A 23,140-nucleotide genomic window follows, 5' to 3' on the forward strand; every position below is an offset into this window, starting at 1 on the left:
GCCACAAAGGGTGGGATTCGGGAACAGCGCCTTCCAAGCAGTTTACGCCTTCGCCTGCAAGGCGGCCATCAGGCCCGGCACAAACTTGTTGACCCAGAACATCTTTTTGCTGCCCTTGACAACCACGACATCCCCTGCCTTCAGCAGGCTCGCAACCTCGCTCGGCTTCAGCGTGGCGGGATCATCGTGCCAGCCGAGGCCCTTGCCCGATGGCAGCACGTCGTAGAGGTGGCGCATCAGAGGACCGACGCAGTAGACGCCGTCGATGCCCTCGAGATATCTGGCGAGGCCGGTGTGATAGCTCGGTGCGTCCTCGCCCAGCTCGAGCATGTCGCCGAGAACCGCGATGCGGCGGCCTTCGCTCACGTGGCGCGCCTGGAGGCTTTGCAGCGCAGCCGCCACGCTGGCCGGATTGCCGTTGAAGCTGTCGTCGATCACGGTGATATCGCCGACCGCCTGCTCGACGCCGCGGCCGGTCATGATGCCGACGCGGTCGAGCTTGATCGCGAGCGTCGCGACGTCGAGATGCGCAGCATGAACGGCGGCAAGTGCTGCCAGCGCATTGTGCACCCGGTGCGGCGCGCCAGGGGTGAGGCTGAAGGCGATCTCCTTCTTGCCGATCGCAGCCACGACCTGCCAGCTTTCGCCGTGGGGCGCGTGCGCGACCTCGTGCACCTCGGCATGCTCGCCGCCGAAGCGCACGACCTTGCCCTTCCACTCGGGCGCCTTGATCCCGGCGGGCAGCACCAGCACACCATTCTCGGGCAGGCCGAGCGCGATCGACACCTTCTCGCGTCGGATGGCTTCCAGCGAGCCGAGCTTCTCCAGATGCACGGGCTGCACGTTGACGACGAGCGCGACCGTCGGCCGGGTCAATTCGCTGAGCCGCGCGATCTCGCCTTGCTGGCTCATGCCCATCTCGACGACCCAGAGACTGGCGTCTCGCCTGGCATTGCACAGCGTCAGCGGCACGCCCCAGAAATTGTTGAAGCTCGACGGGCTCGCATAGGCGTTCGGATAGGCCGCAAGAAATTCCTTGGTGCTGGTCTTGCCCGCGCTTCCGGTGAGCCCGATCACCAGTCCGTTGAAGCGCGCGCGTGCGGCGCGTGCGAGCACCCAGAGACCGTCGATCAGCGTGTCCTTGACGACGATCTGCGGAATGCGGATGCCGGCGATCTCGTGCGGCACGATCATCGCCACCGCGCCCGAAGCTTCCGCCTTGTCCGCGAACTCCCAGCCGTCGCGCGCGCTGGCGAAGGCCGAGATGAAGCCGCCGCTCGGCGTGCCGCTGAGCGCGACGAACAGGCTGCCCGGCTTCACCAGGCGGCTATCCTGCGTGACGAAGTCGATTCCCGTGTCCGGGAATGATCCGGTGACACCCAGCGCACGCGCGACCTCGGCAACCGTCCATATTGGCGCGCTCATGCAACCCTCGACGCTAGTGCGGCGGCAACCGCCTCGTGATCACTGAAGGGCAGAACTTCTCCGCCCACGATCTGCCCGGTCTCATGGCCCTTGCCGGCGATGAGCAGCGCATCGCCTGCTTCCAATTCCTCGATCGCGGCGCGGATCGCGGCAGCGCGGTCGCCGATCTCCCGGGCGCCCTTCGCGGTGGCGAGGATCGCGGCACGGATGGCTTCCGGCTGCTCGCTGCGCGGATTGTCGTCGGTGACGATGATGCCGTCGGCGTTCTCGGCCGCGATCTCGCCCATGATCGGACGCTTGCCGGCATCGCGGTCGCCGCCGGCGCCGAACACGACGACCAGCCTGCGCTTCGCATATGGCCGCAGCGCCTGCAGCGCCTTCGCGAGCGCATCGGGCTTGTGCGCATAATCGACGAAGATCGGCGCGCCGTTGCGCTCGCCGACGCGTTCGAGCCGGCCCTTGGCGCCTTCGAGATGTTCGAGAGTTGCGGACACATCTGCCGCATCGCTGCCGGTGCCGATGGCAAGGCCCGCCGACACCAGCGCGTTCTCGATCTGGAATTCGCCGACCAGCGGCAGCCGGATAGCGAAGCGCTTGCCGCGATGTTCGAGCGTGAGCTTTTGCGCGAAACCTTCGACCACGGCCTCCGTGAGGCGGATGCCCTCGCCTGCTCCGTCGCCGTTGCGGCCGACCGCCATGACGCGCAGGCCGCGCGCCCTGGCGGCGTCGATCGCTTCGGCCGAGCAATCATGATCGGCCGAGATCACCGCGGCACCACCCGGCGGCACCAGCTCGCGGAACAGGCGCAGCTTTGCCGCGAGATAATGCGCAACGCTCGGATGATAATCCATGTGGTCGCGCGAGAGGTTGGTGAAGCCGCCGGCGGAGACGCGCACGCCGTCGAGGCGATACTGGTCGAGCCCGTGCGAGGAGGCCTCGAAGGCGAGATGCGTGACGCCCTCGCGCGCGATCTCATCTAGCTGCCGGTGCAGCGCGATCGGATCGGGCGTCGTCAGCGAGCCATAGACGGTGCGTTTGGGCGAGACGAGACCGATGGTGCCGATGCTAGCGGAGGCATGCCCCAGCCGCTGCCAGATCTGACGTGTGAAGGCCGCGACCGAGGTCTTGCCGCTGGTTCCGGTCACGGCGGCGATCGTCGCGGGCTGCGCGGGAAAGAGCTTTGCCGCGGCCAGCGCCAGTGTGCGGCGCGGATTGGCCACAGTGATAAACGGCACTTTGGCCGCCGCGGGCGCATGGTCGCCAACGACCGCGATCGCGCCTCCGGCAACTGCAGCATCGATGAAGCGGGCGCCGTCGGTCTTGCTGCCCGCGAGTGCGAAGAAGAGATCGCCCGGCTTGACCATGCGGCTGTCGAGCGCAATGCCGCTCACGTCGAGCGCCGCAATAATGGGCTCGATCGCGGCGTCATTGCCCAGAACATCCGGGCCTAGGAGGTCGCGCAGCTTCATGGTCTTCCAGTCGCCATGCCCTGCCGGAAAGCCGAATCCCTTGGAAAATCCCGACTCAGCACCGGCGATGGCCCACCCGGTTGATTACTGGGTTGTCCTGGATGCTGCAAGAATAAGGCGGTCGGACGGCGGCAGGTCGAACCGCGGCTCGACGCCCAGGAGCGGCGCGATTCGCTCGATCACCTTGCCGCCGGTCGGCACCGCGTTCCAGCCGGAGGTGATGAAACCATGCGTTTCGGGCAGCGCCTGCGGCTCGTCCAGCATGATCAGGACGTGATATTTGGGATCGTCGCACGGCAGGATGGCGGTGAACGAGTTGAGCACGCGCTTCTTGGCGTAGCGCCCGTTGATGACCTTCTCGGACGTGCCGGTCTTGCCGCCGACGTAATAGCCCTTGACGTCGGCGGTCTTGGCGGTGCCGATCTCGGCATTGAGCCGCATCAGGTACCGCATCTTGTCGCTGGTATCCGTCTTGATCACGCGCTTGGCCATCGCCATGGCTTCGGATTCGCTGCGCTTCATGAACGTCGGCGGAATCAGATAGCCGCCGTTCACCAGCGCGTTGATGCCCATCACGGCTTGCAGCGGTGCCACCGACAGGCCCTGGCCGAACGCGGCGGTGACCGTGTTCAACTCGCTCCAGCGCCGCGGGATCAGCGGCGCCGCGCTCTCCGGCAGCTCGGTGCGCAGCCGCGTCATCTGGCCCATCTTGGCGAGGAACGCCTTGTGCGCCTCGACGCCCTGATTGAGCGCAATGCGCGCGGCGCCGATGTTGGACGAGTAGGTGAACACTTCCTTGGTGTTGATGAAACGCCCGAGCGGATGACTGTCGTGGATCGTGAACTTGCCGTAGTGCAGGTTTCCGCGTGCGTCCCACATCGAGTTCAAGTTGATCTTGCCGGAATCGAGCCCCATCGCCAGCGTGAACGCCTTGAAGGTCGAGCCCATCTCGTAGACGCCGGTGGTCAGGCGGTTGATGCGATCGGGGTCGTGCGCTTCCTTCGGATTGTTGGGATCGAAATCCGGTAGAGAGACCATCGCCACGATCTCGCCGGTCTTGACGTTGGAGACGATGCCGGAAGCGGCCTTGGCGCGGAACTTGTCCTTGGCCTTGAGGAGTTCGTCGCGCAGCGCATGCTCGACGCGCAGATCGACCGAGAGCTCGATCGGCTTCTGCAGCCGGTCGGTGGCGAAGCCGGCGCGATGGAGATCGGCGAGCCCCTGGTTGTCGAGCCACTTCTCCAGGCCCGCGATGCCCTGGTTGTCGATGTTGACGAGACCGATGATGTGGGCGACCTCGTTGCCCGTCGGATAGACGCGCTTGTTCTCGCGCAGGAAGCCGATGCCGGGAAGGCCGAGCTTGTGAATGGCTTGCTGCTGCGCCGGCGTGACCTCGCGCTTGAGCCAGGCGAAGCCCTTGCGCGACTTCAGGCGCTCGCGCACCTCGGCCTCGTCGAGGTCGGGAATGGTCGCCGTCAGGAGCTCGATCGCCTCATCCTTGTCGATGATGCGGCGCGGCTCGCTGAACAGGCTCGCCGCCTTGACGTCGGTCGCAAGGATCGCGCCGTTGCGATCGACGATATCGGGCCGCGCGGTCGCAACCACCTCCTGCGCCGCGGCGCGGCGCGCCCCGTGGGCGTCCGCGCCGATCGCGAACATCACGAGCCGCCCGCCGATCAGGGCATAGACCGAAGCGAAGGCGAGTATCGCAAGGCCCACGCGCGCTCGCGCCTTCACGGCGCGATCGACATTGCGCCCGTAGAGCAGGCTGCGGATCAGCCGCTGCCGCCACGGTTCAGCCGGCTTCTCGGTCGGTTTTGCAGGCGTTGCCGCGCTCATTGCTTGTCCTCGGGCTGAGGCACGGAGCCCGTCACGGTATCGGGATCGCTCGCGGCTTCGATGGCGTTTAGCATGGCCCCGATCGGATCGGGATCGCCCGGCCTGAACATCCGCGGCGGGCGCTCCGGCAGATTCTTCAGCGAGTCATATTGCGTGCCATTGACCGGCTTGAGGTGCAGATGCCGGTCGGACAGGCCTTGCAGCCGCAGCGGGGCATCGAGCTTGGCCCACTCGGCCCGCAGCGCCGCGATCGCGTCGCGCTCCTCGCGGATCTCTGCACGCAGCCGCAGCACCTTCTCGGTGCGCGCCGTGGAGTCCATCTTGATCCGGTAGACATGGGCCGCCGCGAAGATCAGCGCACCGATGACGAGGAGGTGGATGATGCGCATGCGCTAGCCGCCCCTCATCACGTCGGAGAGTTTCGGCCAGGGCGATGCCTTGTCGGTCTCGTGCGTCGGCGCCGAGGTGCGCTCGGCGGCGCGCAGCTTTGCGGAGCGCGCGCGCGGATTATGCGCAACTTCGTCTTCGCCGGCGACGACGGGCCGCCGCGTCAGAACCTGGAAGCTCGGCGTCACTTGCGCCACTTCCGGCAGATGTCGCGAACCGCCGCCGGTTCTGGAGCGCTCAGTGAGAAAATTCTTGACGATGCGGTCTTCCAGCGAATGGAACGAGACCACGACGAGGCGGCCGCCGGGCTTGAGCATGCGCTCAGCTGCAGCGAGCGCGGCCTGGAGCTCGTCGAGTTCCTCGTTGACGAAGATGCGTAGCGCCTGGAACGTCCGCGTTGCCGGATGAATGTCCCCCGGCTTGGAGCGAACCACCCTTCCGACGAGATCGGCAAGCGCGCGCGTGGTGGTGAACGGGGTCTCCTGCCGGTCCGCGACAATGGCGCGCGCGATGCGGCGCGAATGCCGCTCCTCGCCGAGGAGATAAATGATGTCGGCGAGATCGCCTTCCGACGCACGCGCGACCACGTCGGCTGCGGTCGGGCCCGTCTGCCCCATCCGCATGTCGAGCGGACCGTCGAGGCGGAAGGAGAATCCACGGCCGGCCTGGTCGAGCTGCATCGAGGACACGCCGACGTCCATCACGACGCCGTCGATCGCCTCGACGCCTTGCGCCGCGCAGACCTCTGCAAGATTGGAGAAGCGGCCCTCGACCAGCATCAGCCGGCCCGCGGAGCGTTCGACCAGGTCAGCACCGCCGGCAATCGCAGTGCGGTCGCGATCAATGGCGATGAGTCGGGTTCCCGGCACTTCCAGGATCGCGCGGCTATAGCCGCCGGCGCCAAAAGTGGCGTCGACATAGACGCCGCCCTCGCGCAAGGCGAGATGCGCGATGGCCTCACGGCCAAGGACGGGGATGTGCGGAACCGAGGTCATGCGTAATACCTGCCGACCGACCGGCCTGACATCCAAGCAAGATCGGGGACGAACAAGCCCATAACGCCTCGAATCATTACGCGTCGCGGCGGTTCCACGACAAAGCCCTCGTCCAGCATGGTTACCGGGCCCGGTCGTCCGAGGCCACAAACCCAGTGTTCCCAGTGGAATTTGTCGGGCAGCCATGGGATTTCGAGCCAAAATACGCTTTGGCCGCCTCCGGACGCGGGTCGGCACTTCATCCCTCAGTAACGGCCCTTAGCGTTAAGAAAGCGTTGCTCGACTCGATACAAGTCGTAAAGGTGACGAGCGGGGTGATGCCTCATCCACACACATCGCCGAAATGCATCCGTTAACCGCGCCGCGCGATTGCGTCCGGTGGACGGTAAAGGAATAGTAAAGAGAAGGGCTTGCCCCACTCTCCGTTCGTTCGAGCTGCTCATGCCCTCCGGTTCGTCCACACCGTCTGGATCTGATTCGAAGCGTCAACGCGTTCTTCCGGTTCCCAAGACCGTGGCGAGCCTGCGGACGTTCGAGCCCGACTCATCGATCGTCTCGGATATCATCCCCTCGCCCAATCATGGCGAGCGCAACAAGGGACGGCAGCCGGACATGATCGTGCTGCACTACACCGGCATGCCCGATGTCGAGGGCGCGCTGGCACGGCTGTGCACGGCGGGCAGCGAAGTGTCAGCGCATTATGTCGTGCTCGAGGACGGCCGCATCGTGCAATGCGTGCCCGAGGCCAAGCGCGCCTGGCACGCAGGCGTCTCCTCCTGGGCCGGCGAAGACGACATCAACTCCTGCTCGATCGGCATCGAAATCATCAATCGCGGCCACGACTGGGGCTATCCCGAGTTTCCGCTGCGCCAGATCGCCGCCGTGATCGCGCTGTGCCGCGGCATCATGCTCCGGCGCAAGGTGCCGGCCCACCGGGTGCTCGGCCATTCCGACGTCGCGCCCGCGCGCAAGAAGGACCCCGGCGAGAAGTTTCCGTGGCATTCGCTGGCCAATTCCGGCGTCGGCCACTGGGTCACGCCCGCCCCAATCGTGCGCGGTGAGACTCTGATGCTCGGCACCATCAGCGACGCCGTGCTGAGCATGCAGCAGGCGCTCGCCAGATACGGCTACGGCGTGCCGCTGACCGGTAAATACGACGCCGCGACGATGGAAGTCGTCATCGCCTTCCAGCGCCATTTCCGTCCGGCGCGACTCGATGGCGTCGCCGATCATTCGACGCTGTCGACATTGCAGGCACTGCTGGCGAGCCTGCCGGCGGAAGAAACGACGGTGGCGTCGAAGTGACGGCGTAGGCCGCTCAATTCGCTCTCGTGTCCCGGACGCGCGAATGGGCCCCGGCTCTGCAGCGCACCGCAAGGGGCGCTGCGCTGCGTCCGGGGCACGAGAGCATCACTCCATCTCCCTCATCCTTCGCGCATAGAGCCGCCGCAACGGCTCGAGCTGCGTCGCCTCCGTCGCCGCATGATAGGCCTCGCGCGCCTGCTCCGTCCTGCCGAGCCTCCGCAACAGATCCGCGCGCACTGCGGGCAACAGCTCATAGCCGCGAAGCCCGCCGCGCGCGGTGATCGCATCGACGAGATCGAGCGCACGTGCCGGCCCATCGACCATCGACACCGCCGCGGCGTGGTTCAGCTCGATCACCGGCGACGGGTTGATGCGCAGCAAAACCTCGTAGAGTCCCGCAATCTGCGGCCAATCGGTTTCCTCAAAGCTCGGCGCACGCGCATGCAGCGCGGCGATCGCGGCTTGCACCGCATAGGGCTGCGGACGGCCGGGCACGCGCAGCGCATCGTCGACCAGACGCAGGCCCTCATCGATCTGCCCACGATCCCACAGCGAGCGGTCCTGCTCTTCGAGCAGCACAATGTCGCCGGCCGGCGTCTCGCGTCCGGCGCGGCGGGCATCGTGCAGCAGCATCAGGGCCAGCAGGCCCTTGATGCCGGCGCGATCGGGCATCAGCCGATCGAGCAAGCGGCCGAGCCGGATGGCCTCGGCCGCAAGATCGGGCCGCATCAGGTCCGCGCCCTCGGTCGCGACATAGCCCTCGGTGAAGACGAGATAGATCACGGCGAGCACGCCATCGAGCCGCGGCGCCAGCGCGTCGCGCTCGGGCACCTCGTAGGGGATGCCGGCAAGCCTGATCTTCTGCTTGGCGCGGACCAGCCGCTGCGCCATTGCCTCCTCGCCCACGAGAAACGCGCGCGCGACCTGCGCTGTCGACAGCCCGCAGACGGTGCGGAGCGTCAGCGCGACCTGGACCTCGGGCGCGAACGCGGGATGGCAGCAGGTGAAGATCAGCCGCAGCATGTCGTCGTCGAGCGTTGCCGGCGGCTCGTCGACGGCTTGCGCGTTGAGCTCGAGCTCATGCACCAGCGCCTGCTGCTTGCCGCGGAAGACGGCCTGGCGGCGGATGCGGTCGATCGCCTTGTGCTTGGCGACATTGACCAGCCAGGCGCGCGGATTGCCGGGGACCTCACATGCCGCCCAGCGTTCCAGCGCGACGGCAAAAGCATCCTGGAGCGCGTCCTCGGCGAGATCGAAATCACCGACGAGACGGATCAGCGTGGCCAGCGCCCGCCCCGCCTCGTCGCGGAAGATCTTGTCGATCTCGCCAGGGGTCATGTCAGGCGATCATCCCCTCTCGTCATTCCGGGGCGCGGCAAAGCCGCGAGCCCGGAGTGACGAAGGTGAGAGCCGTCACTTCTCATACACCCAGATCGGCCGCACCTCGATCGAGCCGATGCGTGCGCTGGGAATCCGCGCCGCGATCCCGATGGCCTCGTTGAGATCCTTCGCCTCGACCAGATAGTAGCCGCCGAGCTGCTCACGCGTTTCCGCGAACGGACCATCGGTCGTCAGCGTCTTGCCCTCGCGCACGCGCACGGTCGTCGCGGTCGTGGTCGGCTGCAAGCGGTCGCCGGCCTTGAAGTTGCCGCTCTGGATGATGGATTGCGTGAAGGCCTGGTATTCGGCCAGCATCTTCTGGCTCGTCGCCGCGTCGTTCTTCGCGTACTCGACCTCGTTCTGATAGATCATCAGCAGATATTGCATTGCTTCGCTCCTGTTGCTCGGCCGTGTTGTCGACATCCAGTCGAACGGGACACGCACCAAACGACATCTTCAGGATAGATTATTTGCGAGCGAAGCGTGCGTCGCGATATCAGCTTGACGAAACCGTCACAAATGCCCCATGCGTAATCCGTCAGTCGGCCGGACGGCCGCTCCGGCACGTGCCGAAAGGCCGCCGGGGAGGAAAGTCCGGGCTCCCATGACATACGGTGCCGGATAACGTCCGGCGGGGGCGACCCCAGGGAAAGTGCCACAGAGAACGAACCGCTCCCTCCTCGGAGGAAGTAAGGGTGAAAAGGTGCGGTAAGAGCGCACCGCGGTTCCGGCAACGGAGCCGGCATGGCAAACCCCACCGGGAGCAAAACCGAATAGGGACGGCTTAAGCGGGCTGTTCGCGCAAGCGATAACGCCGCGGGGCGATGTCAGGCCCGCCGTCCGGGTAGGTTGCTCGAGGCCGTGTGCAAACATGGTCCCAGAGGAATGGCCGTCACGTATCGTTCGCGCAAGCGGACGGTGCCCTACAGAACCCGGCTTACAGGCCGGCTGATACTCTAAAGCGTTTTCGAAGCGAAGTGGGTTTCCGGTTCGCGAAGAAAGCGCGTCTTACCAGGAAGTGACGAGGGGTTCGGTGCCAACGCATCGGACCCCTCACCATTTTGGCCACCATCGTCATTCCGGGGCTCGCGAAGCGAGAGCCCGGAATCCATCGGGCGGCCGTGTCGGTGGATGAATGGATTCCGGGTTCGCGACTTCGTCGCGCCCCGGAATGACGAGCGAGAGTCAGGCGACGATCTTCCCCAACACGTCCATCAGCGCCTCGGGCGCGGTGACGTTCGGCGCGTGACTCGCATCGAGCTCGACATAGCGCCAGCCATCCTCGCTCTTCGTCCGCTTCGCGAACTGCCCGAACACGTCGCCCGGCGGGATGCGCGTGCAATAGATGTAGCTGCGCGGCATCGCCGGCTCGCCGTGTTCGAGCCTCAGCCTGGTCTCGAAGCACTTGATCGGCATTGGGACGCGGCGTGCATTGAGCCAGTCGAGATCGGCTTGGGGCGTGTCCGGCGGCGGCGGATTCGGCGGGATGCGATAGCCGTCGCCCGAGCTTGCTGCCCTTCGCATCGGCTCGCGGCCGCCCTCATTGAGATCGAACAGCGATTGGCCGTCGCGCGGCACGAAGGCGTCGAGATAGATCAACTGCGTCACGCGCTCGCGCGCGCGATCGGCGACGCCGGTCGCGACCATGCCGCCATAGCTATGGCCAAGCAGCACGATGTCGCTGAGATCCTCGAAGGCGATGACGTTGAGGATGTCCTGGATGTGCGTCTCCAGATCGATCGTGGGGCTTGCGAGATGCGCGCGCTCGCCGAGCCCGGTATAGGTCGGCGCCACCAGGCGATGGCCGGCCTGCGCCATCAGCGGATGCATCTTCTTCCAGGCCCATCCGCCGGACCAGGCGCCATGACAAAGCAGGAAGGTCTTCGCGCGTGCGGCCATCGGCGTTTCCATCGTTCTTGTTGGTACGACGGAGTGTAGCGGCCGGCCGCGCGATGTAAACGCCGCTCAGGCCGCGCGCGTATCCGCCTTCACCAGGACCGGCGCAAGCTCGGCTGCCTCGCGCCGCAACTTGCTCGCCTCGAAACCGTGCATGCCCAGCTGCCATTGCAGCCCGACGATGGCGCCCTTGGTTGGTTGCAGCAGCGCGAGCGAGGCGAATAGCGTCACCGGCAGCCACACCGCGAGTTGCAACCATTCCGGCGGCGCATAGGCGGTCTCGACCGCGAGGATCGCCGGCACCACGAGATGGCCGACCACGACCATCACGAGATAGGCGGGAAAGTCGTCCGCGCGCTGGTGAAACAGCTCCTCGCCGCAATGGTCGCACGCGTCGGCCACTTTCAGGAAACGGCCGAACATGTGCCCTTCCCCGCAATTCGGACACTTGCCGCTGAAACCGCGCCACATCGCCTTTGCCAGAGAGACCGTCGCCATGACCACACCTCTTCCTTTTCGTCGATCCATACAATAATATCTTGCATCCATACATTCAAAGGATATGGGGCTAAATTGCATGGATTGGACCCCTACAATCTCGGAGCTGAGCGGCCCGCGCTATCAGCGCATCGTCGATGCGATGGAGGCCGACATTGCTGCGGGGAGGCTGGTGCGCGGCCAGCAATTGCCGACGCAGCGCGCGCTCGCAAAAGCCCTCGGCATCGACCTGACCACGGTGACGCGCGCCTATACCGAAGCCCGGCGCCGCGGCATCATGGAAGCCCGGGTCGGACAGGGCTCGTTCGTGTCGGAGACCAGCGCGCGCCGAGCGGTCGACCTGCCGCATCCCGTCGCGATCGATCTCTCGATGAATGTGCCGCCGCATCCGCTGGAGGCGCAGCTCGACGAGCGCATCATCGCCGGAATGGAAGCCATCCGCGCGCAATCGGGCCTGACGGCGTATCTCAACTATCAGCCGCCCGGCGGCAGCACGCATGAGCGCGAGGTCGCGGCGCGCTGGATGCGCGCACGCGTTCCGCATGCGCAGGCCGACAGGCTCCTGATCTTCCCCGGCGCGCAAACCATCCTGTTCAACCTGCTCGCCCATCTCGCGCGGCCCGGCGACATCGTTCTGACCGAAGCCCTCACCTTCCCCGGCATCAAGGCCGCCGCGGCACGGCTCGGCGTCAAGCTCGTCGGTGTCGCCATGGATGACGGCGGCATCCTGCCCGATGCGCTGGCAAAGGCGTGTCGCGCGCACCGGCCACAGGCGGTCTATCTCATTCCGACGCTGCACAATCCGACCACCGCGACGCTGTCCGCCGAGCGGCGCAGTGCGATCGCAAAGATCATTCGCGATGCCGACACGACCTTGATCGAGGACGACGCCTACGGCCTGCTCGACCGCTCGGCATCGCCGATCGCGGGCCTCATTCCGGAGCGGACTTATCTTGCGACCACACTGTCAAAATGCATCGCGCCGGCGCTGCGCGTTGCCTACCTCGTGACGCCCGACAGCAGCGCGCAGCGGGACATGCGCACGTCCTTGCAGGCGACCGTGCAGATGCCGGCGCCATTGATGGTCGCGCTGGTGACGCATTGGATCGAAAGCGGCATTGCCGATCGCATCATCGCCGCCATCCGCAACGAGGCGGTCGGCCGCCAGCAGCTCGCGCAGCGCACGCTGAAGGGTTTTCAATTCCTGGCCAAGCCCGCCGCCCATCATCTGTGGTTGCGGCTGCCGGAAGGCCGGCCCGAGATCGCGGCACATCTTCTGCGGAACGGACTTGCGGTCGTCGCAGGCGATGCCTTCACGGTCGACGGGGCACCGCCGCATGCGGCACGAGTCTCGCTGGGGGCGGCACGGAGCAGATCGGAATTGGCGGAGGCGCTGCGCATCCTGATCGGCGCGCTGCAGAAGCCTGCCGACACCAGGCAGATCGTCTAGATCATCGACGATGACGGCGATGGCCGGAGCGCACGGGGGGTGCCACAGGTGACGGATAGGCCTGCGATGCATACGCATCGCCCGGCGTTCCCCGCTGACCGAGAGCCGCACGCGCCGCAGGCGTGAGCTGGCCGCCGTTCAGCACATCGCGATCGGGATGAGCCGCCTGATAGGCCGCAGGCTCGGAAAACTGCGCCTGGGCCATTGTCGGCGTCAACGCGACCGCCAGCAGCGCGGCTGCAATGGCAATCGTGGTGCGGGTCATGGTCATTCTCCATCATCGCATTCGGGACTGACCGATCCGGGCGCATGGTCGCGTCGGGCGGCCCGGGATTGAAGTACGGCCATCATGTAGGCGTGTCTTCCGCGAAAGCCCGACACGGCAGATCACGCTTGCGTGCAGCATGGATTGACCTGCACGGCGGCAAGCATGTTATGCGAGCGATGGCGATCGACAACTCGGGATCGCCCTTTGCGACAAGGTTAATCTGTTGGAAACGCTCACCTACGTCCTGCTGCTGTTCGGCGCGCTGGCCGGCGGCTTCGTCTCGGGACTGGCCGGGTTCGGCACGGCGCTGATGGCGCTCGGCATCTGGCTCTACGTCCTGCCACCCTCGCTCGCGGTACCGCTGGTGCTGATCTGCTCGGTGATCGCACAGACCTCGACGCTGCCCTCGATGTGGAAAAGCTTCGACCTCTCGCTGGTCTGGCCGTTCCTGATCGGGGGCCTGATCGGAGTACCGCTGGGAACCATGATGGTCGCCACGGCCGATCCGAAGGTGTTCAAGCTGAGCGTCGGTGTGCTGCTCCTGATCTTTTCGAGCGCGCTGTACCTCAACAAGAGGCCCCTCGCCTTCAAGTCCGGCGGCAGGATCGCCGACGGAGCGATCGGCTTTGCCGGCGGCATTCTCGGCGGCCTCGCCGGACTCTCGGGGCCACTGCCGATCCTCTGGGCCAACATCCGCGGCTGGAACAAGCACGAGCGTCGCGGCATCTTCCAGCTCTTCAACTTCACGGTGCTCGCCACCGCGCTGGTGCTGCAGACGGCGTCAGGCCTGGTCGAACTGAAAGTGGTCTGGCTCGCACTGGTTGCCTTTCCGGGCACGCTGATCGGCGCATGGGCCGGCGCCCGCGTCTATCACGCCCTGAGCGACAAGCATTTTGGCGATGTCGTGCTCGGCCTGTTGTTCCTGTCGGGCCTTGGCCTCGTCTGGAACAGTGTTGGCACACACTAAAGCATGATCCGGAAAAGTGCGTAGCGGTTTTCCGAAAAGATCATGCTTAAACAACAACCTAAAGCGCGGGCGCGCGTGCAGGAGGCGCGGCTGGTTCGTGCCCCGACAGCTCCAACGCTTGCTCTGGAGGAGGCAATACCAGCCGCCTGCCGAATTCGCGACGCAACAGCCACAGGCTCAACGCGGCCTGGAGCGTCGTCGCCGCGATCGACAGGTACCAGACGTGCTCCATCCGGAAGCCCGGCCGCGTCGAGAGCCAGATCGCCGGCAGCGAATAGGTAAAGACGCGCGTCGCCGAGCTCAGCAGCACCGGCTTGGTGTTGCCGAGGCCCTGAAACATGCTCGAGCAGGTGAAGATGAGACCCTGCGCCACCATGTTGAGCGAGATGATCCGCAGGAACAGGTAGGCGATCTCCATCGTCTCCCGGTCGTTCGAGAATCCGGCGAGCAGCAGCTCCGGCTTCAACTGCGCCAGCATCATGAAGCCGACCATCACGGCGCTGGTGATCAGCGCCGACTTGACGAAGGTTTCCCGCACGCGCGCGCCATTGCCGGCGCCGACATTCTGGCCGGCGATTGGCCCGGCCGCCAGCGCCACCGCAAGCGCCGGCATCTGGATCAGGCCGAGCACCCGCTGCCCGATGCCGAATCCGGCCTGCGCCGCCGCGCCGAAATCGCGCAGCACGTAGTAGACCACCGCCATGAAGATGAACATCATCGCGAACTCGCCGCCGGCCGGCAGGCCGACATTGAGAAGGCGCATGAGATGACGCGGCTGTGGACGCCACTGCGCCGGATTGAAGGCGACATAGCGCTCGACCTTGCGGAAATAGATAAGCAGCATCAGCGCGCCGATGGCGACCGCGATCGAACTCGCCAGCCCTGCGCCGGCAACGCCGAGCGCGTAGCCGGTGCCCCAGCCCGAGATCAGCACCGGCGCCAGCGCGATGTTGATGATGACCGCGATGACCCGCACCAACATGGCCGGGCGCACGATGCCGGTCGCGCGCAGGGCGGATGCCGTCACCTGCATGACGAATTCCAGCGCGAGCGCCGGCATGAACCACAACAGATAAGTGGTCCCCGCCTCGATCGTGGCCTGGTCCGCGGCGACCGAACGCATGTAGGCGCGCGACAGCGCCGCTCCCGCGACCAGGGTCAACACGCCGAACAGCACCGACAACGCAACTGCCTGGTTGAAGATCAGATTGGCGTCGAGTCGATCCTTGCGCCCGACGGCGTGCGCGATCAGCGCCACCGTGCCGACGCCGAGCACCTGCATCAGCGCGTTGACGAGAAAGCCGGCATTGCCGGCCGCGGCGACGCCTGCCACGGCGGCATCGCCCAGGCCCGACACGAAGTACAGGTCGACCAGCTGGCAGACCATGATCGAGATCATGCCGGCCATGATCGGCGGCGTCATGGCCAGGATGTGTCTCACGATGGAGCCGTTCGCCAGATCTTTCATGTCATTCACCTATGGCGGCGTGACGTCGGGACCTTCGCCCCACCGCCGCGCGCCTCACTCCGCTGCGATCTGTCCGAGCTCCACCACCTGGCGCTCGAACAGGCCGCGATAGACGCCGTCTTGCCTGGCTGCGAGCATCGCATGCGTGCCTTGCTCGACGATCTCGCCGCGGTCGAACACCAGGATGCGATCGAGGCTCCTCACCGTCGACAGGCGATGCGCGATCACGATCGAGGTGCGGCCCTTCATCAGGCGCTCCATCGCCTGCTGGATCAGCGCCTCCGATTCCGAATCGAGGCTCGACGTCGCCTCGTCCAGGATCAGCACCGGCGCATCCGCCAGGAACGCGCGCGCCAGCGCCACGCGCTGCCGCTCGCCGCCCGACAGTTTCACGCCGCGCTCGCCGACCAGCGTGCCGTAGCCCTTCGGCAGGCGCAGGATGAAATCGTGCGCGTTGGCAAGCCGCGCCGCCTGCTCGATCGCTTCAAAGCTGGCGCCGGGCCGGCCATAGGCGATGTTCTCCGCAAGCGTGCGGTGGAACAGGATCGGCTCCTGCTGCACGATTGCGATCTGGCTGCGCAGCGATTGCTGCGTGGCGTGCGCGATGTCCTGCCCGTCGATCAGCACGCGACCGCCGGTGACGTCGTAGAGCCGCTGCACCAGCTTGACGAAGGTGGTCTTGCCCGAGCCGGAGCGTCCGACCAGGCCGACGCGTTCGCCGGCGCGGATCCTGACAGACAAGCCGTCGTACAGCGGCGCGCGATGGCCGCCATAGTGGAACGTGACGTCGTCGAATACGATCTCGCCGCCCTCGATCGCGATCGGCCGTGCGTCGGGAGCATCCGCAATGCCGATCGGCTCGTCATGGATCGCCACCAGTTCGTCCATGTCGTTGACCGAGCGCTGGAGGTTGTTGATGTGCATGCCGACGTCGCGCAAGTAAGCGTGAATGACGTAGTAGCTCGTCAGCACATAGGTGACGTCACCGGGCGAGGCGTGACCTGACATCCACAGCAGCACCGATCCGCCGATCACGGACGCGCGCAGGCACAGCAGCAAGGAAAGCTGCGACATCGCCGTGTAATTATAGCGATACCAGGTCCGCCGCACGCGCACGCGCCAGCGCTTGATGACACGGGAGAGCCGCGTGTCCTCGCGCAGCTCCGCGCCGAACGATTTCACCACCGCATTGCAGGTCAGCGCGTCCGCCAGCGTGCCGCCGACCTTGGTGTCCCAGGCATTGGAGATGCGCGCCGCCGGTGCGATGTAGCGGGTCGAGAACACCACCGTGATCGTGACGTAGAAGATCGCCCCGATCGCGATCACCAGGCCGAGCGAGGTCCAGTGCGCGCCGATCAGGATCATCGAGCCGACCAGCACCAGCAGCGACGGCGCCAGAGCCATCAGAATGGTGTCGTTGAGCAGGTCGAGCGCCCACATGCCGCGGGTGATCTTGCGGACCGTGGATCCGGCAAATGAGTTCGCATGCCAGTCGGTCGAGAAACGCTGTACGCGCGTGAACGCGTCCTGCGCGACGTCGGACATGATCTTGAGCGTGAACGGCACGATCGCCTGGAGACCGACGAGACGCAGCACCATCGAGGCCGCGCCCAGCGCCACGATGGCGCCGAACGCGACCAGCGCCGCGTGGCGCGCGTCGGGATCGGACGGACCGCGGGTCAGCGCATCGACCAGATGTCCCGAGAATACCGGCATGAACAGGTCGGCAATGGTCGCACCCAACAGCCCGCCGGCCACGATGAGGCCGCGCCCCGGCTGCTTCAGCCAGTGCCGGAACACGAAGGGCAGCACCACGCGAATCGCGGCGGGCTTCTTTGACAGAGCGGTCATGACATCATCCGGCCGCACACGCGGGCCGGCTCCATCGATGGACGCAAGCCGGCCGCGAAGGCCGGAACGGCGTCACTCAAAACTGATTTTGACTTGGGAAGCGGAGCGATCGGGACGCTGGGTCGAAACCTTGGCCCAATCGAAGCTGGCGGAAGAGGCCTCTAACAGGCCGCGTACATACCGAGCCAGAACATCATCGAGCGCGGGCGTACGATCTGCGAATGCGACGAAATCATGCAAATCCCTCCCGGTTCGAATGAATGAGGTGCGCTTTATAGATGTGCCGTTTGCGATTTGCAACGGGGCTCACGCGAGATCACGGATGAGTGTTGCAATTTGGTGCGCCTCGCCGCCGCACCAATCTCCGCCAAATGCTGGATCGCCCGGTCGAGCCCGGCGACGGCAGCGAACGTGGAGCAGGCTAGTGCGCGTCGCCGCCAGCGCCGAACGGCGAGGCCGGCTTGTTCAGCAGCGCGACCAGCAGGCTGAGGCCGAGATAGAACAGCGTCAGCATGAGGAAGGTGTCGCCGAAACTCATCACCACGGCCTGGCGATGCACGAGCTGGGAGAGCTGCTTCATCGCCATCAGCGTGGAATCACCGAGCCCCTGGAATTTCTGCATGAACATGGTCAGGGTTTCGGTCGCGGTCGCGTTGCCCCAGGTCACGCGTTCCTGCAGGCGGGCGATGTGCAGGTCGGTGCGGTCGTTGAGCACGGTGTTGATGACGGCAAGACCCACCGCGCCGCCGAGGTTGCGCATCAGGTTGAACAGGCCGCTCGCGTTCTTCACCCGGTCAGGTGGCAGCGTGCCGAGCGCGACGTTGTTGGTCGGCACCATCGCGAACATCATGCCGACGCCGCGCAGGATCTGCGGCACCAGCAGCTCGTAGAAATCGTATTCGCGGGTGATCCAGGTCATCTGGTAGGAGCCGATCGCGAACACGATGAGGCCGAACGCGATCATGTAGCGCATGTCGAGCGTGGCCATCAGCCGGCCGACCAGCGGCGCGACCAGGAACATTGTGATGCCGGACACGAACATGGTCTCGCCGATCATCAGCGCGCTGTAGCCCCGCACCTGGGCGAGATAGAGCGGATAGATATAGGTCAGGCCGTAGAGGCCGATGCCGATGCAGAACTGCAGCGTGCAGCCGACGGCGAAATTGCGATCGGAGAAGGTACGCAGATTGACGATCGGCTCGTCCACCGTGAACACGCGCCAGAAGAAGGCGATCGCCGAGATCGCGCAGATCCAGGCGCAGATCGCGACCGAAGTATCCTGCATCCATTCATATTGCGGGCCTTCCTCGAGCACATATTCCAGCGTACCGAGGAAGCTGGCCATGAACAGCAGGCCCCACCAGTCGAAGCGGTCGAGCAGTTCGAAATGCGGCTCGTCGAAATCGACCAGCGCCAGCACGCCCAGGGTGATGCCGATGCCGGGCACGACGTTGATGAAGAACAGCCAGTTCCACGACATCAGGTCGGTGATGTAGCCGCCCACCGTCGGCCCGATGGTCGGCGCCAGCGTCGCGACGAGGCCGATGATGGGCCCGACGATGTGGAATTTCGTCCGCGGGAAGACGGTGTAAGCCGAGGCGAACACCGTCGGAATCATGCCGGCGCCGAGAAAGCCCTGAAGCGCGCGCCAGAGGATCATCTCCTCGATGGTGGTGGCGAAGCCGCAGAGCAGGCTCGCGGCGGTGAAGCCGGCCGCCGAGATCGCAAACAGCAGCCGCGTGCCGAAGGCGCGCGACAGAAAACCGGACAGCGGGATCGCGATCACCTCGGCGATCAGATAGGCGGTCTGAACCCAGGAGACCTCGCTGGAGCTCGCCGACAGTCCGGCCTGGATCTCGCTGAGGGAAGCCGAGACGATCTGGATGTCCAGGATCGACATGAACATCCCGAACACCATGATGATGAAGGCGAACAGCCGCTTCGGTGCAATGCGCTCCGAAGCGGGATCCGCAGTCATGGCAGGTGAAGCGGTGGTGGCGTTTGCCATAGTGTCAGTCCGGGGCTCGCTTCACCTCTCCCGCTTGCGGGAGAGGGAGCGCACCTGTGCGCGGGGCAAGGGGACGGAGGACCTCATTGTACCGCCGCCTACTGCGGATGGACCGCGGGATCGTCGAGATCGACCTCGCTGTCGGCGTCGGCGGCCCCCTTGTTGGTGTCGACGGTCGCGTAGACCGACATGCCGGCGCGGAGCAGGTTCTGCTTCGCCACCGATTTCGGCACGCGGATGCGGACCGGCACGCGCTGCACGATCTTGGTGAAATTGCCGGTGGCGTTGTCCGGCGGCAGCAGCGTGAACACCGAGCCCGCACCCGCCGCGATGCTGTCGACGACGCCGGAGAACTTGCGCATGCCGTAGGCGTCGACCTTGATCGTCACCGGCTGGCCGGGGCGGATGCGCTTGAGCTGCGTTTCCTTGAAGTTGGCGTCGATATAGACGTCGTCGAGCGGCACGATGTTGCCGAGGCGCTGGCCGACCGCAACGAAGTCGCCGGTGTTGACCAGGCGGTTGGAGAACGTGCCGTTGACCGGCGCGCGCACCGCGGTGAAGGCGAGGTCGCGCTCGGCCTTGGCGAGCGTGGTCTTGAGCTCGGCGAGCTGGGCCTGGGCCTCGGCCTGCTGCGCCCTGGCGACATCGACATTGCTGACGGCAACGTCGTAGGCGGCCTGCGCGGCCTTGACCGCGGCGGCGCCCTGATCGCGTCCGGCTTCCGAGCTCTCGAAGGTGGCGCGCGAGGCAAAGCCCTTGCTGCTCAGCGCCTGCTGGCGCTCATAATCGAGGTCGGCGCGCTTGAGGCCCGCTTCCGCGGAGACGAGCTGCGCCTTGGCCTGCGCGACCTGGCTGTCGAGCGCGGCGACCTGGCGACCGATGCGATCGATGGTGGCCTGCTGGGTCGCGATCTTGGTCGCGGCGGCTTCGACCGCGATCTTGTAGTCGCCGTCGTCGATGCGGAAGACGATGTCGCCGGCACGCACCGGCGTGTTGTCACCGGCGAGGATCGAGGCAATGTGGCCGGCAACGCGCGCGCCGAGCATCGTATTGTTGGCGCGGACATAGGCGTCGTCGGTGGAAATATAGAAGCGGCCGACCAGGGTGTAATAGCCGGCGTAGCTCGCGGCCGCGAGCGCGAGCACGAGGCCAACGCCCATCAGGACGAATTTGCGCTTGCCGGAGTTGCGCGCACCTGCGGCGGGTGCGCCTGACGCGGGTGCGGCCGGCTTGTCGGTCACGGGCTTTGGCGCCTCCGGGGTCGGACGTTTCGCTTCCTCGGCCACATGAGCGCGCAACTGTTCGGCATGGGGTGCGGATGTCTCGGACGCAGCATCATCCCCCGACTGCTGCTCCACCGCGTCCTGGCGAAGGACGCGAGCAGTCTGGTCTCTCGATACGGCCATAAAGGCCTCCCCCAAATATGTGCGATCGAGGGCGGCCGCTGCGCAGCCGGTTCCCTCTCGCTGATCCCAAGTACCATTGACCGAACCGTTCGGTCAATATAAACAATCTTCGCGGACAGACCATACGACCTCGAAGGCTTTATTCGGGTTTCAGGAGCCTGATCCGGTCCAAAAACCTTCCGAGACTCTAAACCAATGGTTGTAGTTGCCAACGAACATCCGCAGGTTGTCCATGAAGAGGACAGCTCCAAGCGCCGCCAGATCCTCGACGGCGCCCGCAAAGTGTTCATGGACCTCGGTTTCGATGGCGCCAGCATGGGCGAGATCGCGCGCGCGGCTCAGGTCTCGAAGGGCACGCTCTACGTCTACTTCGCCGACAAATGCGCGCTGTTCGAAGCCATCCTCGAGCAGGAAGCGCTCCAGCACGGCCAGGTCGTGTTCAATTTCGATCCCGCCCGTGATGCCAAGACCACGCTGAAGGAGTTTGGCCTCGCCTACCTTCACCTGGTCTGCCGGCCCGGTGGCGGATCGGCGATCCGCACCGTGATGGCGATCGCCGAACGCATGCCCGATGTCGGCCGCCGTTACTATGGGCGCGTGCTCGACAAGTCCATCAACCGCCTTTCCGGTTATCTCAAGGCCCGCGTCGCCGCGGGCGATCTCGAGATCGACGATTGCGATCTTGCCGCCTCGCAGTTCATGGAGCTGTGCAAGGCCTCGCTGTTCCTGCCCTTCGTCTTCCAGGCCGCGCCCGCGCCCTCGGAACAGCGCATGACCGAGGTGGTCGACAGCGCAACGCGGATGTTCCTGGCGGCGTACAAGAAGTAGCAGCGCGTTGCGCATACGGGCCGGGCGGCACTATATTGCGGCCATGTCTCGTGATCTTCGCCCGCCGGTCGATATCCTCCACTACGAGATCGTCCAGGAACAGGCCTCGGCGCTTGGACGGATGGGCCGCGCACTCGAACAGAGCCTCGCGCGTTTGCGCGAATACGACGCTGCCCACGCATCCTCGGAGGTTCCGGCCTCAATGCAACCGGCCAGGCGCAAGCTGGTGATGGAAGCCGGCCACGCGCTTTGGATGTTCGTCGTCCAACGTGAGGCGTCCGGCTTGCGCGACAGCCGCCACATCATGCGCACCTACAACGTTCCGAGCGAGGTGCAGCGGTGCATGGGGCTGGCCCCGTCGAAGCCAGCCTCGTAGCGAGATCGTAGCCCGCATGAGCGCAGCGACATGCGGGAGGACTGCCCCGGATATCGCTGCGCTCATCCGGACTACAAAGGAAGGCTACTCGTCGATGTACTCGTCTTCTTCGTGCTTGCGCGCCATGCTCTTGCGCGCACCCAGCGAGCCGGTGACGGAGGGATCGCGCGCATTGGCATAAGGGCGGCGCGACTGCGCACGCGCGGCGACCTCCTCGCCGGACACGGCGGCGGGCTGACAAATCAGGCGGCGGCTGGCGCGGCGCATCAGGTCGACGTGAATGTGATCGTAGTGAAAGACGTTCGAGCCCGGCGCGAGCACGGTGGTGAAATGCGCACACGCTCCCGATTGCACGTCGCGCAGGAAACCCTGTTCCTCCGGCATGCCGCGCCAGCCGTCCTTCACGGTGACGCGGCGGCCGTCGGCCAGCACGAAGGCGGAGATGTCCAGCGCGTTGCCGAAGGCGTGCTCGGAGATGTGAGCACGCGAATTGCCGTTCATGCCGCGGCAGGAATAGGCGGAGATCTGCCTGATCTCGGCGACGCGGACGCCGAACCAGCGCATCGCAGAAGGCTGCACGGTGTCGGCGAGCCAGCGGTCGAGCTCGGATACGATCGGGCAGGCGAGCGTCGCCGTCGGCCTGATCGCGACGGGACCGACGGTTGTGACGGGATTGCCCTGCGCAGGACCAAGACGCGGCAGCGGCTGCTGCGCAGGCGCCTGCGAGTAAGGCGCTGGCCGTGCCGGATAGCTCGGTGCATTCATGTAGCGCGCCGCACCCGCGGCGTCAGTGCCGTCGGGCGGCAGGTCGATCTCGTCCTCCTGCGGCGCCACGCCGGGCGCGTTCAGCGATATCGGCCCGGTTGAGGTGCCATAGCCGACGGGCTGGCGCACCGCGCTCTGGGGATAGTTCGAGCCTTGCGGATAGGTCGATGACGGATCGTTCTGGCTCTGCGGATAGTTCGATCGCGGCTGCGTCACCGGCCAACGCGGCTGGCCGCCGATACTGGCCGGCGGGCGCAGCGTTTCGTCGGCAAAGCCATAGCTGCTCGAGGGTTCTCCGATGGCGGCAACCTTGAGCGGAAACTCGGCACCGCACATGCCCGGGCCGGAGATCGGGTCGATGCGGACGAGATCCGGCCCCTCCTTCACCGCGCCCGATTTCAGGCATGCGGCTTCCGCCTCGGCCCGCCACGGTTCGCGTTCGGCCTGGAAGAAGCCCCGACCGCAACCCGCTAGCGAAACAAGGACGATGGAGCCGACGAGATACAAACGAACTCCGCGCTTCATGCACGCACGTTCGGTGAATTTACTTAAAGACTCT

At 65.8% G+C, this 23,140-nt stretch carries 20 protein-coding genes and 1 other RNA gene; 6 read left to right on the top strand and 15 right to left on the bottom strand.

The features are described from left to right. Nucleotides 1-42 precede the first annotated feature (42 nt). The 5 genes from murF to rsmH all read right to left on the bottom strand — a co-directional run bounded on the left by murF (nucleotide 43) and on the right by rsmH (nucleotide 6,115). On the bottom strand, nucleotides 43-1,425 hold the full coding sequence (gene murF, locus ABIA42_RS23600; protein ID WP_370120690.1) for a UDP-N-acetylmuramoyl-tripeptide--D-alanyl-D-alanine ligase: 1,383 nt from the start codon (nucleotides 1,423-1,425) through the stop codon (nucleotides 43-45). Further along, nucleotides 1,422-2,894 (bottom strand): UDP-N-acetylmuramoyl-L-alanyl-D-glutamate--2,6-diaminopimelate ligase, encoded by a 1,473-nt coding sequence (locus ABIA42_RS23605; RefSeq protein ID WP_370120687.1) that lies wholly within the window; start codon nucleotides 2,892-2,894, stop codon nucleotides 1,422-1,424. The genes murF and ABIA42_RS23605 overlap by 4 nt, the downstream gene beginning before the upstream one ends. 84 nt (nucleotides 2,895-2,978) lie before the next feature. Beyond that, nucleotides 2,979-4,733 carry a peptidoglycan D,D-transpeptidase FtsI family protein gene (locus ABIA42_RS23610; RefSeq protein WP_370120684.1) on the bottom strand — a complete coding sequence of 585 codons (1,755 nt, stop codon included), beginning with the start codon at nucleotides 4,731-4,733 and terminating at the stop codon, nucleotides 2,979-2,981. Then, nucleotides 4,730-5,122 (bottom strand): hypothetical protein, encoded by a 393-nt coding sequence (locus tag ABIA42_RS23615; RefSeq protein WP_131869722.1) that lies wholly within the window; start codon nucleotides 5,120-5,122, stop codon nucleotides 4,730-4,732. Before ABIA42_RS23615 ends, ABIA42_RS23610 begins: the two co-directional genes overlap by 4 nt. 3 nt (nucleotides 5,123-5,125) lie before the next feature. Further along, on the bottom strand, nucleotides 5,126-6,115 hold the full coding sequence (gene rsmH / locus ABIA42_RS23620; protein ID WP_370120680.1) for a 16S rRNA (cytosine(1402)-N(4))-methyltransferase RsmH: 990 nt from the start codon (nucleotides 6,113-6,115) through the stop codon (nucleotides 5,126-5,128). 441 nt (nucleotides 6,116-6,556) lie between these two features. Between rsmH and ABIA42_RS23625 the strand changes: the two genes are divergently transcribed. Beyond that, nucleotides 6,557-7,420, top strand: coding sequence for an N-acetylmuramoyl-L-alanine amidase (locus ABIA42_RS23625; RefSeq protein ID WP_370120677.1), 864 nt, complete (start codon nucleotides 6,557-6,559; stop codon nucleotides 7,418-7,420). Nucleotides 7,421-7,525: 105 nt separating this feature from the next. On the opposite strand, the gene ABIA42_RS23630 is transcribed toward ABIA42_RS23625, so the two are convergent. Then, a complete protein-coding gene (locus tag ABIA42_RS23630) occupies nucleotides 7,526-8,758 on the bottom strand; it encodes an RNA polymerase sigma factor (protein WP_271530901.1) in 1,233 nt (410 codons plus the stop codon). A gap of 75 nt (nucleotides 8,759-8,833) precedes the next feature. Beyond that, nucleotides 8,834-9,187 carry a YciI family protein gene (locus ABIA42_RS23635; protein WP_028182069.1) on the bottom strand — a complete coding sequence of 118 codons (354 nt, stop codon included), beginning with the start codon at nucleotides 9,185-9,187 and terminating at the stop codon, nucleotides 8,834-8,836. A 151-nt stretch (nucleotides 9,188-9,338) separates the two neighbouring features. On the opposite strand from ABIA42_RS23635, the gene rnpB reads away from it, so the two are divergent. After that, nucleotides 9,339-9,756, top strand: an RNA gene (gene rnpB / locus ABIA42_RS23640) — RNase P RNA component class A. Nucleotides 9,757-9,985: 229 nt separating this feature from the next. Here rnpB and ABIA42_RS23645 read toward each other — a convergent pair. Both ABIA42_RS23645 and ABIA42_RS23650 read right to left on the bottom strand, forming a co-directional pair. Next, a complete protein-coding gene (locus ABIA42_RS23645; protein WP_370120672.1) occupies nucleotides 9,986-10,699 on the bottom strand; it encodes an alpha/beta fold hydrolase in 714 nt (237 codons plus the stop codon). Nucleotides 10,700-10,765: 66 nt separating this feature from the next. Then, on the bottom strand, nucleotides 10,766-11,194 hold the full coding sequence (locus ABIA42_RS23650; RefSeq protein ID WP_370120669.1) for a DUF983 domain-containing protein: 429 nt from the start codon (nucleotides 11,192-11,194) through the stop codon (nucleotides 10,766-10,768). A gap of 79 nt (nucleotides 11,195-11,273) precedes the next feature. Between ABIA42_RS23650 and ABIA42_RS23655 the strand changes: the two genes are divergently transcribed. After that, nucleotides 11,274-12,644: a PLP-dependent aminotransferase family protein gene (locus ABIA42_RS23655; protein WP_370120666.1), complete on the top strand. Its 1,371-nt coding sequence runs from the start codon at nucleotides 11,274-11,276 to the stop codon at nucleotides 12,642-12,644. Nucleotide 12,645: 1 nt separating this feature from the next. Here ABIA42_RS23655 and ABIA42_RS23660 read toward each other — a convergent pair whose 3' ends face one another. Continuing rightward, nucleotides 12,646-12,909: a hypothetical protein gene (locus ABIA42_RS23660; protein WP_370120663.1), complete on the bottom strand. Its 264-nt coding sequence runs from the start codon at nucleotides 12,907-12,909 to the stop codon at nucleotides 12,646-12,648. A gap of 226 nt (nucleotides 12,910-13,135) precedes the next feature. Between ABIA42_RS23660 and ABIA42_RS23665 the strand changes: the two genes are divergently transcribed. Next, nucleotides 13,136-13,879, top strand: coding sequence for a sulfite exporter TauE/SafE family protein (locus ABIA42_RS23665; protein WP_370120660.1), 744 nt, complete (start codon nucleotides 13,136-13,138; stop codon nucleotides 13,877-13,879). Between the two features lie 58 nt (nucleotides 13,880-13,937). On the opposite strand, the gene ABIA42_RS23670 is transcribed toward ABIA42_RS23665, so the two are convergent. The 4 genes from ABIA42_RS23670 to ABIA42_RS23685 all read right to left on the bottom strand — a co-directional run bounded on the left by ABIA42_RS23670 (nucleotide 13,938) and on the right by ABIA42_RS23685 (nucleotide 20,612). Beyond that, nucleotides 13,938-15,347 (bottom strand): MATE family efflux transporter, encoded by a 1,410-nt coding sequence (locus ABIA42_RS23670; protein WP_370120657.1) that lies wholly within the window; start codon nucleotides 15,345-15,347, stop codon nucleotides 13,938-13,940. 54 nt (nucleotides 15,348-15,401) lie between these two features. After that, nucleotides 15,402-17,198 carry an ABC transporter ATP-binding protein gene (locus ABIA42_RS23675; RefSeq protein WP_271530907.1) on the bottom strand — a complete coding sequence of 599 codons (1,797 nt, stop codon included), beginning with the start codon at nucleotides 17,196-17,198 and terminating at the stop codon, nucleotides 15,402-15,404. Nucleotides 17,199-17,619: 421 nt separating this feature from the next. Beyond that, nucleotides 17,620-19,206, bottom strand: coding sequence for a DHA2 family efflux MFS transporter permease subunit (locus ABIA42_RS23680; protein WP_370120654.1), 1,587 nt, complete (start codon nucleotides 19,204-19,206; stop codon nucleotides 17,620-17,622). A 98-nt stretch (nucleotides 19,207-19,304) separates the two neighbouring features. Next, a complete protein-coding gene (locus tag ABIA42_RS23685; RefSeq protein WP_370120651.1) occupies nucleotides 19,305-20,612 on the bottom strand; it encodes an HlyD family efflux transporter periplasmic adaptor subunit in 1,308 nt (435 codons plus the stop codon). 195 nt (nucleotides 20,613-20,807) lie between these two features. On the opposite strand from ABIA42_RS23685, the gene ABIA42_RS23690 reads away from it, so the two are divergent. Next, complete coding sequence (locus tag ABIA42_RS23690; RefSeq protein ID WP_370120648.1) at nucleotides 20,808-21,440, top strand: TetR/AcrR family transcriptional regulator; 633 nt, start codon at nucleotides 20,808-20,810, stop codon at nucleotides 21,438-21,440. Nucleotides 21,441-21,483: 43 nt separating this feature from the next. Further along, nucleotides 21,484-21,816: a DUF6665 family protein gene (locus tag ABIA42_RS23695; protein ID WP_370120645.1), complete on the top strand. Its 333-nt coding sequence runs from the start codon at nucleotides 21,484-21,486 to the stop codon at nucleotides 21,814-21,816. A gap of 84 nt (nucleotides 21,817-21,900) precedes the next feature. On the opposite strand, the gene ABIA42_RS23700 is transcribed toward ABIA42_RS23695, so the two are convergent. Further along, on the bottom strand, nucleotides 21,901-23,106 hold the full coding sequence (locus ABIA42_RS23700; RefSeq protein WP_370143655.1) for an extensin family protein: 1,206 nt from the start codon (nucleotides 23,104-23,106) through the stop codon (nucleotides 21,901-21,903). Nucleotides 23,107-23,140 lie beyond the last annotated feature (34 nt).

The sequence above is a fragment of the Bradyrhizobium sp. USDA 327 genome, from assembly GCF_041262065.1.
Classification (GTDB): Bacteria; Pseudomonadota; Alphaproteobacteria; order Rhizobiales; family Xanthobacteraceae; genus Bradyrhizobium; species Bradyrhizobium liaoningense.